General features: G+C 38.2%; 16 protein-coding genes. 8 read left to right on the top strand and 8 right to left on the bottom strand.

Annotation, left to right across the window (positions count from 1 at the left end):
- Positions 1-5 precede the first annotated feature (5 nt).
- Complete coding sequence (locus tag ACSR9O_RS07290) at positions 6-965, bottom strand: sensor domain-containing diguanylate cyclase (RefSeq protein ID WP_157830981.1); 960 nt, start codon at positions 963-965, stop codon at positions 6-8.
- Between the two features lie 564 nt (positions 966-1,529).
- On the opposite strand from ACSR9O_RS07290, the gene ACSR9O_RS07295 reads away from it, so the two are divergent.
- Positions 1,530-4,100, top strand: coding sequence for a helicase-related protein (locus ACSR9O_RS07295; protein WP_491724214.1), 2,571 nt, complete (start codon positions 1,530-1,532; stop codon positions 4,098-4,100).
- A 74-nt stretch (positions 4,101-4,174) separates the two neighbouring features.
- Here ACSR9O_RS07295 and ACSR9O_RS07300 read toward each other — a convergent pair whose 3' ends face one another.
- Entirely contained in the window at positions 4,175-4,384 is a 210-nt protein-coding gene (locus ACSR9O_RS07300) for a YqaE/Pmp3 family membrane protein (protein WP_101222258.1), read from the bottom strand.
- 296 nt (positions 4,385-4,680) lie between these two features.
- On the opposite strand from ACSR9O_RS07300, the gene ACSR9O_RS07305 reads away from it, so the two are divergent.
- Positions 4,681-5,352: a hypothetical protein gene (locus tag ACSR9O_RS07305; RefSeq protein WP_491724215.1), complete on the top strand. Its 672-nt coding sequence runs from the start codon at positions 4,681-4,683 to the stop codon at positions 5,350-5,352.
- Between the two features lie 112 nt (positions 5,353-5,464).
- On the opposite strand, the gene ACSR9O_RS07310 is transcribed toward ACSR9O_RS07305, so the two are convergent.
- Together ACSR9O_RS07310 and ACSR9O_RS07315 are read right to left on the bottom strand one after the other, a co-directional pair.
- The gene (locus ACSR9O_RS07310; RefSeq protein ID WP_101222074.1) at positions 5,465-5,776 is read right to left on the bottom strand and encodes a hypothetical protein; all 312 of its coding nucleotides are present in this window, start codon (positions 5,774-5,776) and stop codon (positions 5,465-5,467) included.
- A 213-nt stretch (positions 5,777-5,989) separates the two neighbouring features.
- The gene (locus ACSR9O_RS07315) at positions 5,990-6,307 is read right to left on the bottom strand and encodes a four-helix bundle copper-binding protein (RefSeq protein WP_491724216.1); all 318 of its coding nucleotides are present in this window, start codon (positions 6,305-6,307) and stop codon (positions 5,990-5,992) included.
- Between the two features lie 173 nt (positions 6,308-6,480).
- Between ACSR9O_RS07315 and ACSR9O_RS07320 the strand changes: the two genes are divergently transcribed.
- Entirely contained in the window at positions 6,481-6,870 is a 390-nt protein-coding gene (locus tag ACSR9O_RS07320; RefSeq protein ID WP_101222076.1) for a DUF948 domain-containing protein, read from the top strand.
- A gap of 92 nt (positions 6,871-6,962) precedes the next feature.
- Positions 6,963-7,328, top strand: a complete 366-nt coding sequence (locus ACSR9O_RS07325; RefSeq protein WP_491724217.1) for a DUF948 domain-containing protein — start codon at positions 6,963-6,965, stop codon at positions 7,326-7,328.
- 194 nt (positions 7,329-7,522) lie between these two features.
- On the opposite strand, the gene ACSR9O_RS07330 is transcribed toward ACSR9O_RS07325, so the two are convergent.
- Both ACSR9O_RS07330 and ACSR9O_RS07335 read right to left on the bottom strand, forming a co-directional pair.
- Positions 7,523-7,714 carry a DUF3934 family protein gene (locus ACSR9O_RS07330; protein ID WP_260357596.1) on the bottom strand — a complete coding sequence of 64 codons (192 nt, stop codon included), beginning with the start codon at positions 7,712-7,714 and terminating at the stop codon, positions 7,523-7,525.
- Between the two features lie 172 nt (positions 7,715-7,886).
- On the bottom strand, positions 7,887-9,218 hold the full coding sequence (locus tag ACSR9O_RS07335) for an oligosaccharide flippase family protein (protein WP_491724218.1): 1,332 nt from the start codon (positions 9,216-9,218) through the stop codon (positions 7,887-7,889).
- 297 nt (positions 9,219-9,515) lie between these two features.
- Between ACSR9O_RS07335 and ACSR9O_RS07340 the strand changes: the two genes are divergently transcribed.
- Positions 9,516-9,875 (top strand): hypothetical protein, encoded by a 360-nt coding sequence (locus tag ACSR9O_RS07340; RefSeq protein WP_101222080.1) that lies wholly within the window; start codon positions 9,516-9,518, stop codon positions 9,873-9,875.
- Between the two features lie 283 nt (positions 9,876-10,158).
- Here the strand turns inward: ACSR9O_RS07340 and ACSR9O_RS07345 are convergent, their stop codons facing one another.
- Positions 10,159-11,595 carry an amino acid permease gene (locus ACSR9O_RS07345; protein ID WP_096339573.1) on the bottom strand — a complete coding sequence of 479 codons (1,437 nt, stop codon included), beginning with the start codon at positions 11,593-11,595 and terminating at the stop codon, positions 10,159-10,161.
- A gap of 110 nt (positions 11,596-11,705) precedes the next feature.
- Here ACSR9O_RS07345 and ACSR9O_RS07350 point away from each other — a divergent pair, with 110 nt between their 5' ends.
- Entirely contained in the window at positions 11,706-11,852 is a 147-nt protein-coding gene (locus ACSR9O_RS07350; protein WP_260357598.1) for a hypothetical protein, read from the top strand.
- Between the two features lie 114 nt (positions 11,853-11,966).
- On the opposite strand, the gene rocF is transcribed toward ACSR9O_RS07350, so the two are convergent.
- Complete coding sequence (gene rocF, locus ACSR9O_RS07355) at positions 11,967-12,917, bottom strand: arginase (RefSeq protein ID WP_101222081.1); 951 nt, start codon at positions 12,915-12,917, stop codon at positions 11,967-11,969.
- A 485-nt stretch (positions 12,918-13,402) separates the two neighbouring features.
- Here rocF and ACSR9O_RS07360 point away from each other — a divergent pair, with 485 nt between their 5' ends.
- Together ACSR9O_RS07360 and ACSR9O_RS07365 are read left to right on the top strand one after the other, a co-directional pair.
- Complete coding sequence (locus ACSR9O_RS07360) at positions 13,403-15,466, top strand: helix-turn-helix domain-containing protein (RefSeq protein WP_491724219.1); 2,064 nt, start codon at positions 13,403-13,405, stop codon at positions 15,464-15,466.
- 308 nt (positions 15,467-15,774) lie between these two features.
- Positions 15,775-17,958, top strand: a complete 2,184-nt coding sequence (locus ACSR9O_RS07365; protein WP_491724220.1) for an acetate--CoA ligase family protein — start codon at positions 15,775-15,777, stop codon at positions 17,956-17,958.
- The last annotated feature ends 1 nt before the right edge of the window (position 17,959 follow it).

The raw sequence follows: 17,959 nt of genomic DNA on the forward strand, positions 1-17,959 counted from the left end.
GATAATCACTGCGGGTGGTAGTATTGAATATTCTTACGGCCGGATTTCTTAGCCATATACATGGAACGGTCCGCTTTTTTCAAAAGTGAGTCCATTTCCGTACCTTGATGAGGGTAAAAGCTTATCCCTATGCTAGCTGATACAAATTGATCATTTCCATTAATGGTAATGGGCATGGTGGATAAACGGTTCAATATTAATTCAGCGTTTTGCTGAGTGCTTTTCATTAAATCCTCACAATGTGCTGGATGTAATAATACAATGAATTCATCACCACCAATTCGAGCCACATGACTGCCTTCGGGAACGGCTTGCAAAAAACATTCGGCTGCCTTTTTAATAACTTCATCACCAGTATCATGACCATAGGAATCATTGAAAAATTTAAAATGATCAAGATCGATGTAAAGAAGAGCCATTTCATCGTTTGTTTTATCTTTATGATAATCAAAATAATTATAAATGAAGTTCCGATTATATAGACCTGACAAAGGATCCCTGATAATCCCTTTTTCAAGATTGATGGTATGACTAATCAAAGCTGCCATAGACTTAATGAGGATCAGATCATATTCTTTAAAATCATGAGGTTTAATGTCAAATGCACATAATGTTCCAACGATTTCACCCTCAATAGTAAGGGGAGCTCCCATAATACACCCATTTCCTATAAGCTTCGTTACGGGGTGACAACTAGTCAATTCATGTTCCCCCAAATTCGGGATAACGAGTGGTTCCAAGCCATTCTCAGCAACTAATTTGCAATAAACCATATTATAAGGAAGGATGTCACCTTCACAAATCAACTTTGCATTTCTATTTAAGGATTTGATCATGAAACTATGTATCGGATTCAATATAGAAACGAAGAATGTATTGACCTCGATGGTTTGATCTAATAGTGCTAATACTTCTTTAGCGATGGAATCGAAATTCTTATAATAGTTGATATCTTGCTGAATCATTCTCAGGCTCCTCATTTATTTATAGTCTTTTTAGATTTCCAGATGTTAATTCTTATATTGAACGCCAAGGACACAAAATCGGAATCTCAATACCGTGACAGTTGTCCGAATTTCCACTAAACTCAATTAAGGGGATGGGTTCGTTTTATGGATGAATAATGTTATCGAGAAAGTTTAAAAATTGACCTTTACTTTATTTTCGGCTTTTTTTTAATATCATTAAATTTTAATTTACCTGATTACAAAATTACTAAACCTATGTATCCATTTCCGGGTTTCCGGGATGGGCATAAACCAAAAATTCCAAATCAATGATCAGTCTATTCTTCATGAATTATACTTTAAATGAATTGGTAAGAGTAACTCCGAGGTACATATTTGGTAGCTTTTGCATATTTACCTTGGAGAGAATAGTATTTGGCATTTCTTAACCTTCTCATGATAACAGAGCACTTGAATTTAAATAGATAAAACGAATATACCCACGCTCATTTTAAACAATAATTTGGGGAGGATAAAAGGAAGTATTAAAGTACATATTGGATAATTCAAAAGGGGATCATTATGGGAAAATTAGAAAGTATATATCCTATTGCGATTGAGAATACAAAGGAAAAAATAATCCAGGATATGGATTTTTATTTAGAGAATCAAGAGACAATGCCTTCTTATTCAGCATATATATCAGACAGGACGACCTTTATAGAGCAAATTTGGATAAATGTTTGGATAAATAAAGCGTCAAATGATGTGCCCAGAAAGGAAAAAAAGGCATTTTTAAGCGAAAGGGGCTTTGTAACGGAAGGTTCAGATCATAAACTGATCAATAGCATGTTCCGGAACGAATTAAAGAAGTATCGTCCGTTTGATAGCTTAACATGGATTAAAAAAACCTTTGCTGACAATCAGGAAGATTGGGAAAAGAGATATAAAAATGCAAGGGGAAAATTCTTTAGGCGACAAGAAGAACAGCGGCTTGCCAAGCAGCGTTGGAAAATACGTGCGAGGCTTCAAGAAGAGGCAAATACATTTTTCGAAAATAACTCCCTTCTATTATATTTACATGCCAGGTATTATATTGCCGGTATATTGACAAAAGATCTTAAGAATAAGCCTAAATTCCAATATGTCGATCCATACTTGCTTGAAGAACAATTGGTGGAAGAGGGGGACTTTCAAGCTGCCGAATACTTAATGGTCACTGATTTTTTTGAAGAGCTGACAGGCGATATTCACTCGTTAGTCGGTTGGGGAAGGAACCGTTATGAATATGAAAATTACTTCTTCAGGTATGAAAGATTAGTTTCGGATTTCATAATGAAATTAGCCCCTGACAAATACTTGAACAATCTATCTGCTGCACTGCATCATGATTTTTTGGAGTCATATGGGGAAAGGCTGACGGTTGATGCCCTTCAAGGTATACTAAGCGATGAATTGGCCGATTTGTCTCAGTCCTGTTTTGATGAACTTCAGGAAGAATACCTTTCTGATTTACTGAAGCTGGAAGGAATTCCTTTTAATGAAACATTGCACGAAGAAATATACGAAAAAGACGTGGAGAACAGAGAGAGAAGAAAAGCTGAAGTATTGGCAGAGCAAGCCAGGAAGCTGGCAGAAGAGCAAAGGATGATCGATGACATCATCGGTAAGGCCTATACTCCATCATTAGGGAAAAAAGTTCGATATGTTTTGCATATAGGAGAGACAAATACCGGGAAGACGCATAAGGCCCTGGAAAAAATGAAAGAAGCGGAAAGCGGTTTGTACCTAGCTCCACTTAGACTGCTGGCCCTTGAAGTGTTTGATAAATTAAATGCTGACGGTGTACCTTGCTCATTAAAAACAGGTGAAGAAGAAAAGGCAGTGGCGGGTGCGAAACATGTATCCAGCACCGTTGAAATGTTTCATGAAAAGGATTACCACGAAGTAATCGTCATAGATGAAGCACAAATGATTGCCGATAAAGATCGAGGCTTTTCATGGTTTAGGGCAATCACGCAAGCTAATGCGAAAGAAGTACACATTATCGGGAGCAATAATATCAAAAAGATGCTTCTGAACCTTCTGAATGAAGCTGATTTGGAACTCCACGAATACAGACGGGAAATACCGCTTGAGGTAGAACAAAGGGAGTTTGGCCTGAAGTATACGAAAAAAGGAGATGCGCTTATTTGTTTTTCGAGAAGGCAGGTACTCGAAACCGCGTCCCGGCTAAAAGAGAGTGGACATAATGTGAGCATGATATACGGAAGTATGCCTCCTGAAAATAGGAAACGGCAAATAGAGCTATTCAATCGCGGTGAAACATCAGTTGTGGTTGCCACCGATGCAATTGGAATGGGATTGAACTTGCCAATACGCCGTATCGTCTTTCTTGAAAATGAAAAATTCGACGGGACACGAAGAAGAAGGTTGACTTCTCAAGAAATCAAACAAATCGCAGGTCGAGCGGGTAGAAAGGGGATTTATGACACTGGAAAGGTAGCATTTACAGCAGATATCAAAATTATGAATAAGTTGCTGGAACAAGTTGATGAGCCAGTTCAAACCTTTACAATCGCCCCAACTTCTGCTGTATTTGAACGTTTTCAAAAATATTACCGGAACCTAGGGACATTTTTCGAAATGTGGGAGAGGTTTGAGCCCCCTAAAGGCACGAAAAAGGCATCACTATCGGAAGAAAGGGAGCTTTACGAACTAATACGGGATACTGAAATCGAAGCGCGTTTTTCATTAATGGATTTATATGGTTTCCTGCATATTCCATTTTCCGCAAAAGAACCAAGTCTTATCAGACAGTGGCTGGAGACAGTCGAAGCGATTGCCGAGAACAGTGACCTTCCTGAACCGGTCATCAAAACAAGGAATCTGGAGGAATTGGAGCTATCTTATAAAGCGATAGGTCTTCATCTATTATTTTTATATCGCATGGGTAAGCGGACCGAAGCTGTTTATTGGGAGCGTATCCGTGAAGAAATCAGTGATGGCGTTCATGATCAGTTAAAAGACGAAATGTTGAATTATCAAAAAAAATGCAAGCGCTGTGGAAAAAGGCTGCCGGATGACTCGCGTTTTCAAATATGTGACGCTTGTTATCATAGAGGGCTTAGGAAGACGCACAGATTCAATTAAACGAATCTTTCGATAGTAATAACCCGAATAAGATGCACCTTGTGCTTCATTCGGGTTATTAGTGGTTGTCTAAATCACTTAGTTGTTTGTTTCGATTTAGAAATAATTGCTGCTTGCTGCTTCATTCGTTTATCAGCTTTCTTATCATGCACCACTAAGATTGCATGAATTAAACCAGGTACATAAAAAAATAGTGTGAGGACCAAATTTAGCACTGCCTGAACGGGTTTACCAGCTAATAATACGGCTAATGGAGGGAAAATAATCGCAATTAAATAAAGAATGGTGAACACTCTCCAATATAAATATTTTTTATCTACTATTACAGTATAATTCTCTCTTTTTGATAATTTTTTTATTCCGTTTTTCTGATGATACCTCTTGCTATCGACTTGATAAATATATGCTCGAGAGTAGGATTCATACCAACTGAGCCTTCTGGCTCAAAGAAGCAGTCTTTTGCCCCCGATAATGGCAGGAGAGGGCTATGGCAAATGATCGTTTTTCCCGGAGCGGTCAATGTACCGCCGCTTTTTGTGTTAGAATAATCAGAATACTAACTGATGAAAGCGGGAGATTTATGAAAAAAAAGATAGGCTGTTTGCATGCACACTATACAAATATAAAATACATCGAAGCCGCATTCTCGAAATTTGATATTGAATGGCTTCATTTTGTTGAACCGGGATTGATGCATCGGGTGTCATCTGATGCAACTTTTAACAATTCGGATGCTCAAAAAAGGGTAAAAGAACAAGTCGAATGGATTGCCGAATGTAAAGTGGATGCCATTCTGATAACCTGTACAAACTACATCGCCTTTTTAAACGAAGAACAACTATCCTTACCCATGCCTATCATTAAAATCGATGAACCATATTTTGAGCAAATTTGCCAATTGCAGCAACCGCAAATCATTTTATTCACGAACCCAGCAACTGTTGAAGGAACAATCAAACGTTTAAATGCCCATGCTGAAGAATATGCCGCTGTGGATTTTGAAGTTATCATTATCGACAATGCCTTTGAATTGATTATGCAGGGATTGGTAGAGAAATATAACCAGGAAATCATGAACTTCCTTTACAAGTTTAATAACGAAGAAAGACCGATGTCGGTGGCTCAACTGTCAATGGTCGAAGCAGCTATGAGTTATGAGCTTGAGACAGGAAAGGCAGTTTTAAATCCATTACATGCATTAGTGGATTACATGATCGATCAACTGGAACTAAGGTCATTGAGTGTTGAATAAAGGATTTCTGGTGTCGCATGATCGTAAATACAAAAAAATATGTGTTTATATATAATAGGAAAGAAAAATTCCCTGCATGATTAGGTTAAATCCCGATCCAGGGAATTTTTTATTATTCCTTTGTGCGGATTTGTTCACGGATGTTTTCAAGTTCTTCAAGGGATAGGTTCGTTAGGGAATTTTTTATTTCTTCTTCGACCCGTTTTCGATCAAGCTCCCTATATTCGCTCCACCAATCACGCAGCCCTTCGGTGTTTTCGAGAAGATACTCTATATCAATTTCTTCTTGCTCATCATCTGATAAATATCGCATGACCGCACCTAGTAACCGATTGAGTTTGGCTGTTTCGCTTTCCTTATCAGGTGAAGCCGTGGTATCTTTCACTTCTGCATCATCTTTAGCAGGAACATTCCGAGGTGTCATAATATCCTCCTGTTTTTAATACTAGTGTGCCTAAAAAGGGCGGTTTTCAATATATGTTTTTCGTATTGTTAAAATTTCTTGGTATATAAATTTTAACATATACCTCGCTAGAATATATTAATAATATCATCATCCTTTAATAGTACTAACAAAATAATAGGTAGGTAAGGGGGGAGGATAATAAAAGGAATAGCTTAATTGCTATTCCTTACATCAAGCGACTAATTTTCTGCATTCTTCTGCACATCTCAAGCAGGCCTCAGCACATTTTTGACAATGTTCATGATCGTGTTTTTTACATTCGTTTCCGCAGCTTTCACAAACTTCAGCCAACTCTGAAATAAACGGTGTTCCTCTCCCGATCGCCTGTCCTAAATAAGAGCAAATATCCGCACATTCCCGATCCAAGCGAATGCATTCCACCATCATGTTTAAATGATCTTCTTTTAAGCATGCGTCGTAGCAATGATTACACGCGGTCATACAATCATTTAAAGTTTGGATAACAGATGAATGATACTCATGTGACATGAACAAATCTCCTCCTAAATATGGTCTCACCCTTACTATTAACCTTTAAACTACCCTTTAAACTTCTTTTAGGATAAAGGTAAAAGGTTCATTAAAACTGAACGGACAAGTGATGGACTTTAGGGAATGAATGGAAGGGACAGTGCATAAATTTAAATGAAGGGAGTGGATATATGAAAATGTTTATTAAATTAAGTGTTGCCAGTGTCTCCGGAGCCGTCGTGTATTTGATATATAATGTCAACCAGACACTGCGTAAAGGAATGGGAACGCTTGAAGAAACAAATAAGACACTGGAAGAGGTAAGGAATGCAGTACATGGATTGACGCAAGAGTCCAAACAATTGATCCACTCTGCCAATCAAATTACAGCGGATGTAAAAGGGAAGATGGAAAATGTCGATCCATTACTAGAATCCGCTCAAGATGTTGGGGAAATGATTCATAATGTAACCAATTCCATGAAAGAAGCCAGTTTGGAAGGCCGCCACAAGGAATTATCCGCTCCGACAGCTCCTTTGACTCGAACTGAAGCTGAGGGGGTTCAAATCAAAATCAAGTAGTACCATTTAACATAAAAAACAGGCACCCCGGGATACACTAACATATTTGAAGCAATCGTTTCTATCATTTATTTTAGAGGGGGAGCTTTATCATGATTATTGAATATAGTGTGGCTGCGATAGCCTTAGCCTTCATTTGGTTGGTCGTATTTTTAATCAGTACCCTTCAAAAGGGAATGGCCACGATAGGAGAAGCCAATCAAACCTTGGCTGAAGTGAGAAATGCCATTCATGATCTATCCGGCGAATCGAAACAACTATTGCAAACTGCAAATGAAATCACAGACGATGTAAAAACTAAAATGAAAACGGTTGAACCATTATTGGATTCTGCACAGGATGTTGGTGAAGCGATACATTCAGTTACAGACTCTGTTAAAAAAGCCACTAACGGCTTCCGTACAGATTTTTCCCCGAAAAAAATCAATGCCATTAAACCCAAAAGCCAATCTAGATAAAAAGAAAATATTAAAAAAAGTGAAAGACACTACCGGGAATTGGAGTGTCTTTTTTGATGATATGTATAATAGGCGTGATATGGATATCGCCCGTGGTTTATTATATATAAGACCCATTTCTCTCATACAGATCACTTAACACCCTGTATGAGAATATGGAACAAACATAAAATTATGGGCTTTAGGACAAGCAATTATTTATCTGTCTTGTCACCTTCAGCATGACCGGATGCTTTTGAGTCATTGGAATGTTTGATGCCTTTACTTACATATGGTTTGGCGCTTTTTTTCTTATTGGCACCTGTTTTCCAACGATTCCAGCCCTTCTTGCCCGTTCCTGTGCCGGTACCTTTACCCGTTCCGCTCTTAGCCTTAGCTTTACTCATGAAATCACTCCATTACTATTGTATGGTTAGTTTAAACCATTTTACTTGATTATTACCCAAGTATGTTGAAATATACAGTAACGAAGGTGATATGTACAGGGAAAGGCTCAATTTTTTTAATCTAAATCTTTATATACCAATAACAGCAAGAGATTTTGCTTTGGTTTTTGCCTCACTTTATCGATATCGATCTTGATTTCGTCAGTAAGATGCTTATGCCGATTTTTTTGCAAATGGTCAAGTAGTGCATGAAAGTTAATAATACAGCACCAGTATTCATTCCTAAAATGATTCCTCCCATATTAAGAGAAGCCTGGGAGCCTAGGATATACATCATTAAAAAGGCAACAATATGGGACCATACGGTATGAATGAAAGCATCCTTCACTAAACCAAGGCCGATGAGATAGGCTTGCATGGGAATGACAAAAAAATGAAAAAGGAAATAAGGACATAATAATTTTAAATAGTATGCGGCAGATGTTGAAGAAAAAAAGAGGGAGGTCAAAGGTTCCGCAAAGAAATAAATGAAGATCACAGCCGGAACTCCATACAGTACGGTGAAAGACATCGATTTTTGCAATAAAACCCTCAATTTTTCCTTATCCTGTCTTTTGTAAGCATTCGAAACATTCGGAATGAGCATGATCATTAAGGAATGTGCGATAAAGGCTGGGAAGAAGCCGATCGTCATCGCTACTCCAGTAAGCATCCCAAAATGCTCTGTAGCCACTACCGCACCGAATCCTGCCGAGAGAAGGGCAGTGTGGATCAAAAAAGGTTGGATCGCATTTGTTATCGCATGAAAGATCCTTAACCCCATGGTGGGCAGCGAAACCGCCAATAACTTTTGCCGGGCATGTTTACCGGTTGTCCGTGAGTTTGTACCGCGCCTCATGATTCGCATTTGAAGAATCAAAAGGTTGATCAAGTATAGAAAAACGAGGAACTCACTGCCAATCAAAACAAAAAAGGCCATCAATAATGACTTTTCCTGGTTAAAATGAAATAAGTTAAAGATAAGGAGAAGCAAGCCGAATTGAATGATATCCTTCAAAAAGTTGGAAAAAGCAATCTTCCCCATTTGCTGGACACCCATGAAATAGCCTCTTGCAATCGACGAAAAGGCAACTATTGGGATCACTGTGATGAGCAGCCATTTAATATAGGGATGGTATTTGTCCATTATGGATGAGAAGGAAAGTATGAAAGGCATGACTACACACATTACCAATACGACGACTGCAGCCATTTTAAGTGCATGAACGATAAGATTATAATGCATTGCCTGTTTATTTTCCGCGACGAATTTTGAAATGGAAATATGTAATTCAAGGCTGGCGATCACATATATCAAAAAGAAAATTGGCAATATGGACATATAAAGCCCCATGCCCTCTTCGTGTAATTCCCTGGCTAGGAGCATGTTCACTAAAAATTCGATACATTCACCAAAAAACGCTGCAACAATCAAAATGAGCGTTCCTTTATAAAAAGACTTCATGTTGGACCACTCCTAACAAGGTGTTTGTATAAAGATATGAGACATGCCATGGAATATTCATGAGGAACTGCATATCCCGGCGATACAAAATGCGATTATGCCTATGGCAATCCTTATTAATCGCTTAAAAATTAAATCAGGATAAAGGTGGAAAATTGTATGAAATCGATTGGTTACATACATTTATAATGGGGAAATCCTTACCCATACATCTTCATCAAATGGCTTCATATGGTGAAATTACAAACAAGGGCAAGTTTTTATGTCATTTTCCTTTTCAAAAGTGTCAGATGAATCATGAATATAAGAATGGGACATGAATTTCGCTTTGAAATTCATGCTTTATTTTGCTATCCTTTAGCAGAGGGGATGATCAATATGAAATTCACATCTATTAGTCAATCAAATATAGATGAATTGTGCATTGCGTTTGAAAGTTGTCTTACGAAACATGACATTACATTTAAGTATGTAGATATGACGGAAGAGAACGGAATCATATCGTTCATTTTTTGTGATGACCCGGAAAATGCGAGATCGGTCGACATGGAAAGTGAACGCTTCATTGGATTGGATACCGATTACATAGCCAAGGAAATTTTAGAGCCAATCCTGCCTAAATTAAAAGAATTTGCACAATATAAAATCATCGATTAAGATGATTTTTTTTGTTTTGATATTTGTTTTTATTGCCTAGATGGAGCTGGAAATTTAACTTCCTATTATATGCGCATTATTATAGTCAGGGTATAGTTTGGGGAACTAAAAAAGCTGGAAGGGAAAAGGAAGAGTTCTTACAGGGGTTTACAATTGACTAGCTATGCAGGAAATGGTGATTATATAAAAGAAATACCCTGGGTGTGATTACATCCAGGGTATTTCTTCTATGAAAAGCCAAAGATCGCTTTTCACCACTAACTATACTCCACGGTATTCTGGATCAAATGACCATTTTTTTACCGGCATTTAATTCAACTTCCTGCTTGGGAGTTTCAATTTTCTTGATTTTCTTCACTCTAAAGTGATAAACCGCATAACATCCAATGAAAAATGCTCCCCCGCAATAAAGGGCCATTCGCTGCTCAGGAACAAATGCTAAACTGATCATTACGATGCAGTTTGTTATTAATGCAAGTATGGGGATGAATGGGTATAGCGGAACTTTAAATTTCAGATCTTCTATCTTGCCGCCTTGGCGGGTATAGGATCTTCTAAAAGCAAGAAGACTAGCCGAAATGGCAATCCAGCCAATTTGTGCACCTAACCCTGCAAGGGAGAGAAGAAAGACAAATATTGTGTCCGCAGCTACTACACTTGAAAGTAATGACAAACCGGCAATCGCCAGGGTGATGAGCAGGGCATTGAGCGGAATCCCTCTCTTATTCACCAAACCGAGCTTCGGACTTGCCATACCTTCCCTTGAAAGCGAGTAGAGCATACGTGTCGCAGCATAAAGACCGGAGTTCGCCACTGACAAAAGTGCTGTAAGAATGATGAAGTTCATGATGTCAGCTGCATACGGAACTCCGAGACTATCAAGTACAACAACGAATGGACTTTCTGAGATACCGGCTTTTTCCCTTGGGATCAGCGCAGAAAGTACAGTGACAGAAAGAACAAAGAAGAAAAGGGTTCTCCAAACGGTTTGTTTGATGGATTTTGGTATGACCTTTTCCGGGTTTTCACTTTCTCCTGCGGCTATTCCGATTAATTCAGTGCCCTGGAAGGAAAAGTTCACTGTAATCATTGTGATTAGCAGGGCCGATATCCCATTGGGGAAAAGACCCTCAGCGAAAAAGTTTGAGAAAAATGGAGCTTCTTGTCCACCTTTCATATCAATCATACCAAACATAGCAGCACCGCCAACGATGATGAAAAGAATGATGGCTAATACTTTTATGCTGGAAAAAACAAACTCCGATTCGCCAAATGCCTTTGCTGATAAGGCGTTTAGTGAAAAGATGAGAAAAGCAAAGATTGCACACCACATCCATACGGGTGATTCAGGAAACCATCTTTGCATTAGCTGTCCTGCTGCCAGAAACTCTAAGGCGACTGTAACGGCCCAACCTAACCAGTATAGCCATCCGATGGCAAACCCGGTTCCTGGACCGATGAACTTAGTCGCATATGTCTGAAACGAACCGGAAACAGGCATGGCAACGGATAGTTCACCTAGGCAAAGCATCGTTAAATACATGATGAAGCCGCCGACTATGTAAGAGAGGATGGCACCGAAGGCTCCAGCTTCATGAATGGTATAGCCTGAACCGATGAAAAAGCCCGTACCAATACATCCCCCTATTGAAATCATAAATAAATGTCTTGCTTTCATGCTCCGTTTTAATTCATTTGGTTGATTTTCTGCTGTTTTCATTGAAAAACTCCTTTACCTGATGGGTGCAAACGGTTTCATTTATGTTGGGACGTTATTAGGGAATTTGTGTTCTTACAAGTCTAATAGCTTTTGATTTTGATTCTTAGATGATGTCGAATTCCCTCCGAAAAGAGATTACTTCTGCATTAAAGAAGCATGATTCAATGAACATAGGTACCTATGCAGAATTAATTTCGAAAGCGCCGCTTAATAAAGAAAGAGAAGCCAAGCGTCAGGAAACTAGGGATGTAAATTGATTCATGTCGATCATCCGCCAATGGGAAGAAGCTCATAAAAGAAGTATGGGCTTTTCCCTATGGAGCATCACTTTAACGAACTCTCTATATTTCTATCAAAATCATAGAGTCCGATTATTTAACATGAGCCAATAAATCAGGAGTGATATGATCTTCCGCTCCATATAATAATTTTTCCCCAAGCAATGAGCCCATTAATGCGACAGCAACTTCAGCCGTTTTATTATGCTCGTCCAATATTGGGTTTATCTCAACAAACTCTGCTGATGTAATGATATTAGCTTCAGCTAGCATTTCCATGGCAAGATGGCTTTCGCGGTAACTAATACCTCCCATTACAGGCGTTCCTACCCCTGGTGCATCATCTGGATCAAGACCATCAAGATCAAGTGATAAATGGACAAGGTCCGTACGTTCTTTCAGGTAGGCAATCGATTCTTCCATCACTTTTGTCATACCCATTCTATCAATCTCATGCATAGTATAGACTTTAATTCCTTTTTCCCTGATTAACTCTTTTTCACCTTGGTCTAAAGAACGGGCACCAATGATGACAATGTTCTCTGGTTTGACTTTTGGAGAATATCCGCCAATTTTAGTCAGTGCAGGGTGGCCAAGGCCCAAACTTACTGCTAGGGACATACCATGTATGTTTCCTGATGGGGATGTTTCGGCAGTATTTAAATCTCCATGTGCATCATACCATATTACCCCTAAGTTTTCAGAATGCTTCGCTAAACCGGCTAATGTCCCGATAGCAATGCTGTGATCTCCACCTAAAACTAAAGGAAAACGATTTGCTTGGATGACTTCATCCACTTTTTGACTCAATTTTTCATTACCTTCTGCTACGTCCTGCAGATTCTTTAAATTTGTGTCACTATCACTTTGTGCTCTTTCCTGTATTTCTACTTTAATATCACCTTCATCACGGACAGTATAGCCAATGTTTTCAAGTCTTTCACTCAACCCTGCATATCTAATGGCACTAGGCCCCATATCTACTCCTCTTCTAGTTTGACCAAGATCCATCGGCACACCAATAATTGAAATTTCCTTCTTCATATGTAATTCCTCCTTCGATTTTTCTTCCCTAGTATAAGGGTAAAAGGAGTGATGACTCAACTCGACATTTTTTTGAATATTTATACGATTGAGAAAAGGGTAAAGGTCCTGGGTTAAAATTCCTATTATTGATTTTTTATGAACATAATATTATACCTTATGGGGTATTAGTGACAATGGATGATTCCTTGTAAATTCTGCAATTGTTGAGATTTTTATTCCAGGAATGGAAGTGATAGCGCTGCCAATCAGAATCTTTCGCCAAGGGTGATTCAGGAGATATTGAATATAATTTACTAGATACATTTATTCAGGAAATGGGGCCGTTACACCTATAATGTATGGAAGGATTTTTCATTTTTATATGGAATATATAAAAAAAACTAAAAATATTTTAGTTGCAGTTAGAATATCACGACTTTTTTTCATCTAAACACACTGAGTACTTTGTATTTAGACGCAGTTTGAACTAGGAGGTATTCATGTTGAATAGCAATGATAGACAGAGTGGAAAAATGGAATCGAACCAAAAGAATGAGAGCCTTAAGTATTTATCGAAACGCTGGTCAAGCAAAATTAATAATTTTTTGGTTCTTTGCATATATGAGCAAAACAATCAATATCATGATTTCAATAATAAATTCAAAACACACAAATTAAAAAATTCGAAGGGGTTTCTAACCTTTAAAGATGGATTGAACAATAAAAGTTTTGTTATTTGGGAACAAGCATATAAAGAGAATGAAGAGCTATTTGCCAAACTGAGGTTAACGGCGAGAAACGAAACATTGTCACATATTGCCCAACATGTCGTATTCTATCTATTAAGTGAATATGAAAGGGTTTCTACAAAAAATCATGCTGTTTTAAAAGAAAAACATTTAATGGAAGATTCAATTTACCAAATGGAAAAAAAATTAAAAAATGAAACTTTTTTGGCAGAGAGATCGGTTTGGGAGGAATTTTACAGCTGGTTTAGACTGCTAGTAAAAGAATGGGTCCTTGAAGAAATAGCCTTATCAATAGGCTTTAATGAAATGGAAAGACTTGATGATCAAGCATTAAATAAGTTATTTTACGAGCATCTCACAAAACATTTTACTGAAAACACTGGATTTTTATCGAGAGTAACAGATATCGTTAATGAATATATTAAAGAGTGGATCGATAAAATCATGAGTGAATTTAATATCGAAAACAATACGATCGAAAAGATAGAAAACCTGCTATGTTTTAAGAGGGATTTTCAGACATCAGATTTATTAATATCCACAATGAGGGATTTTACTTTCAACTTTACCGTCCAAGATCATTTGCTTGTTATGAATAGTGCTCCATATCAGTCAGTTAGAGATGCAATTTATAAAAAAAATTTCGAAATCATTGGAAACATTCCTTGGCCTGCAACCCCAATATTAAAGGGTAATACAGAAGGCTTCATACAAATAATCCCTTTTGGTAACGATCATATAACCTATGGACAGACGAATGTGAAAGAAGCCTGGAACCGAGTCCACTCTTTATCTGATGTGGATGTAGATGTTTTTGATGCTCTTTGCAGCCTTTTCCTGTCAAAGGCTGCTCATAATGAGGAAACAGTGGAAATTTATTTAAATGACCTCCTTTCAATTCGAGGATTAAAGCCAAAACTTGGTGGGTTTGGGCGTCGAGGTGGTTACGAGGCCAAACAGCGTGCTCAAATTTTGAAATCGCTTACAAATATACAAAGCATATGGATTAACATTAACAAAGCTACCATCTATGAAAAAGGTAAGCCTGTTCAGACAAAACTACAAGGGAGGACGTTTATCTTTAAAGATCGTAATGGCGTTGAATATGATATATCAGAAGAAGCAGACAGGAAAAAGATAACGTTCACGATCGATAAGGTTTTCGCCAAATATCTTAATGGTTCTGCACGGCAAGTTGCCCTACTTTCAATAAAAGCACTTCAATATAATCCATATAGGCAACTTCGGGAAAAACGGCTTACAAGATATCTAAGCTGGCGTTGGAGGACCCAAGCAAGAAAAGGTGACTTTTTACAGCCGAATAAAACCAGTACCCTATTGGAATCGATCGGTGAAAAATTAAATGACCGAACACCATCCCGAACTAGGGAACGTTTCGAGAAAGCTTTGGATGTTCTACTGGATGATGGCGTAATTGCATCATGGCATTATGAAAAGTGGGATGAATCCATAGCCGATTATAAAGGATGGGCCAGTATTTGGCTGAATTCGATGATATTAATAGAACCGCCTGATATCATAAAAGAGCAATATCGCTCCATAGAAAAGAAACAAAAATCACACACTGGCAATCGTCTTGCAAAGCAAGACCAGGCTAACCTGAAGAGCAGCGATCATATTGGTGAGCAAATAAGAATTACAAGAAAAAAACTCAACCTCTCTTTATATCAATTAGCAGAAGAACTGGAGATATCAGCCCCATATGTCAGTAACATTGAGAGGGGGATGAAAATTCCATCCTCCAAAATTCAAACGAAAATGAAGAAATGGCTGGAAAAACAGGAACATATTAATTGATCATGAACAAATTAACCCTATTCCTTTATCAGGAGGAGGGTTGTTTGTGTTGCTATATACATAAAAAGCATTGGCGTTTATCTTGTTCCAATGTCGGGGCTATGAATGTAAGAAGTCGGGGTCATCCAGAACACATATTTTTCATTCTATTCTTTTAACCCTGCTGTATATGAGAATTTTCGTCTTTTAAAAATAATTAACTTCCTAATGTTTTAAATGAATTTAACAAACTATCAATTTCTAGAATATTAACCCCCTCCATGTAAGATTAGTTCAAAGATATCTTTTTTTAGTAGGGGGGAAGATTCATGATAGAAAATAAACATTCAAACAATTCTCATGAAACGCTTGAGCCGTTATTCAATCCAAGATCCATCGCAATCCTAGGTGCCTCCAAGAGTGAATACAAAATCGGGAATTTACAGGTCAAAGCCCTTTTGGATGGTCAATTTAATGGGGAGATTTACCCAATCAATCGTAAAGCAAAAGAGATTGAAGGGATTAAGTGCTATGAATCTTTGTCCGATGTTCCGAATGAAATTGATTTAGCCATTTTTTGCCTTGGGGCGAATCAGGTGCAGCAAGGATTAGAGGAATGTGCACGAAAGAAAGTGAAAGCAGCCATCATTTTTGCTGCTGGTTTTTCTGAAACAGGAAAAGAAGGCATCAAGCAACAGGAATTGTTAACAGATATTGCAAGAAAGAATGGAATACGGATAGTGGGTCCCAACTGTGTTGGATTAGTGAATTTGTCGAATGGCTTGATTGGCACTTTTTCCCCTGCCATTCAATCAGTGCCAATAAATGACCAAAGAGGGGTAGGATATGTCTCCCAAAGCGGTGCGTTTGGTGTTTTGACTTATATGGCAGCAGCTCAGAATGGATTGAGTTTCAATTATTTCGTGAGTGTAGGAAATGAAATGGAAACTGAATTCTCGGATGTCATTGAATATATGATCCATGATTCAAAAACAAGTGTGATAAGCGGCTACTTGGAAGGTGCAAAAAACCCGGAAAAATTACGAAGCCTGGCAAAAGAGGCATTGGATAGAAATAAACCCATAATTGTCATGAAAACCGGAAGGAGCAAGGCTGGAAGCAGAGCTGCTGCTTCACATACAGGTTCACTTGCGGGATCGGATCAAGTATATGATGCCTTTTTTAAGCAGGCTGGCATCGTAAGGGCCGATGATTATGAAGATATCATATCTTTTTCAAAGCTATTCCTATCAAAGAAGCTTCCAAATGGACGCAATACGGTTATTATCACCAGTTCAGGCGGGAGGGGAATAAATGAAGCGGATCGCTGTGAATCATACGGACTTACCATCAACCCACTGAGCTCAAAGACAATAACAGAAATCAAACGTAATATACCCGAATATGCAAGCGCTTCCAACCCTGTGGATTTAACAGCGGCCGCATCTGTTTCCAATCCTGAGTTATTTCTTGCACCATTGAGGGCACTTGTAGAAGATCCGGATGTCGATAACATCATTTTTACTGAGTTTCCCTTTAATTGGACTGCCGAGCACCCTTTACTTCAAGAGTTTATTGAAATTTGTACAAGCTCAGATAAATTTGTTTTCATTACCACTTTTCCATTAGACGGCATGACCCTTCCCCTTGGTACCGATGAGCTCGTGAAAAATGGCATACCGGTGATCCCTGGGAACCTTAATCCGATAAGAGGGCTGGCGAAACTAGTTGAATACAGTGAATTTTATCGAAAAAATCTTGAAAATCAAGTTTCCAATAGTACAAAGAAAATAGAGAAACAAAACTTACAGGACATGCTGAAGCCCGGTACTGCTTTAAGTGAATCCGAAGCTAGTATGGTTTTGGAAAGATACAGGATTGCTACCACGAAGCGTGTTATAGCTGCAAATGAAAACGATGCAGTACAAATCGCTAACAGTATCGGTTATCCGGTTGTGTTAAAGGTCAATTCACCGGATATACCACATAAGACGGAAGCTGATGCCATTCGATTGAATGTAAAGACCGATCTTGAGGTCAGGAAAGCTTTTACAGATATTAAGCGGAATGCACTAAATTATAAACCTGAAGCTACAATAAACGGCATTTCCGTTCAGGAAATGTTACCTGATGGAGTGGAAATCATTGTTGGTGCAAGTGATGATCCTGTATTTGGACCGGTTATCATGTTTGGTCTAGGGGGAATATTCGTTGAGATCTACAAAGATATTTCGTTTAGAATTGCTCCACTGTCAAGGCAAGATGCACTTGAAATGATTGAAGAAATCAAGGGCAAGGACATTTTAATGGGAGCACGCGGGAAAGCACCGGTTGATATTGAAGCCATCATTGATGTGTTATTAAAGGTTTCCTCTATAGTTACAGATTATAAACATTCCATTGACGAATTGGATATTAATCCATTGCTGGTCTATGAAAATGGAATCAAGGCCGCTGATGCCATGATTGTTGTAAAAAATAATGTGGATGATAATACCGTTATTAGGGGGTAGA

This window comes from Peribacillus sp. B65 (assembly GCF_058513295.1).

Bases quoted from the DNA above. Each gene is read 5' to 3' on its own strand.
- ACSR9O_RS07290 (WP_157830981.1), bottom strand. From the start codon at position 965: ATGATTCAGCAAGATATCAACTATTATAAGAATTTCGATTCCATCGCT.
- ACSR9O_RS07295 (WP_491724214.1), top strand. From the start codon at position 1,530: ATGGGAAAATTAGAAAGTATATATCCTATTGCGATTGAGAATACAAAG.
- ACSR9O_RS07305 (WP_491724215.1), top strand. From the start codon at position 4,681: ATGAAAAAAAAGATAGGCTGTTTGCATGCACACTATACAAATATAAAA.
- ACSR9O_RS07310 (WP_101222074.1), bottom strand. From the start codon at position 5,776: ATGACACCTCGGAATGTTCCTGCTAAAGATGATGCAGAAGTGAAAGAT.
- ACSR9O_RS07315 (WP_491724216.1), bottom strand. From the start codon at position 6,307: ATGTCACATGAGTATCATTCATCTGTTATCCAAACTTTAAATGATTGT.
- ACSR9O_RS07320 (WP_101222076.1), top strand. From the start codon at position 6,481: ATGAAAATGTTTATTAAATTAAGTGTTGCCAGTGTCTCCGGAGCCGTC.
- ACSR9O_RS07325 (WP_491724217.1), top strand. From the start codon at position 6,963: ATGATTATTGAATATAGTGTGGCTGCGATAGCCTTAGCCTTCATTTGG.
- ACSR9O_RS07330 (WP_260357596.1), bottom strand. From the start codon at position 7,714: ATGAGTAAAGCTAAGGCTAAGAGCGGAACGGGTAAAGGTACCGGCACA.
- ACSR9O_RS07335 (WP_491724218.1), bottom strand. From the start codon at position 9,218: ATGAAGTCTTTTTATAAAGGAACGCTCATTTTGATTGTTGCAGCGTTT.
- ACSR9O_RS07340 (WP_101222080.1), top strand. From the start codon at position 9,516: ATGAATATAAGAATGGGACATGAATTTCGCTTTGAAATTCATGCTTTA.
- ACSR9O_RS07345 (WP_096339573.1), bottom strand. From the start codon at position 11,595: ATGAAAACAGCAGAAAATCAACCAAATGAATTAAAACGGAGCATGAAA.
- ACSR9O_RS07350 (WP_260357598.1), top strand. From the start codon at position 11,706: ATGTCGAATTCCCTCCGAAAAGAGATTACTTCTGCATTAAAGAAGCAT.
- rocF (WP_101222081.1), bottom strand. From the start codon at position 12,917: ATGAAGAAGGAAATTTCAATTATTGGTGTGCCGATGGATCTTGGTCAA.
- ACSR9O_RS07365 (WP_491724220.1), top strand. From the start codon at position 15,775: ATGATAGAAAATAAACATTCAAACAATTCTCATGAAACGCTTGAGCCG.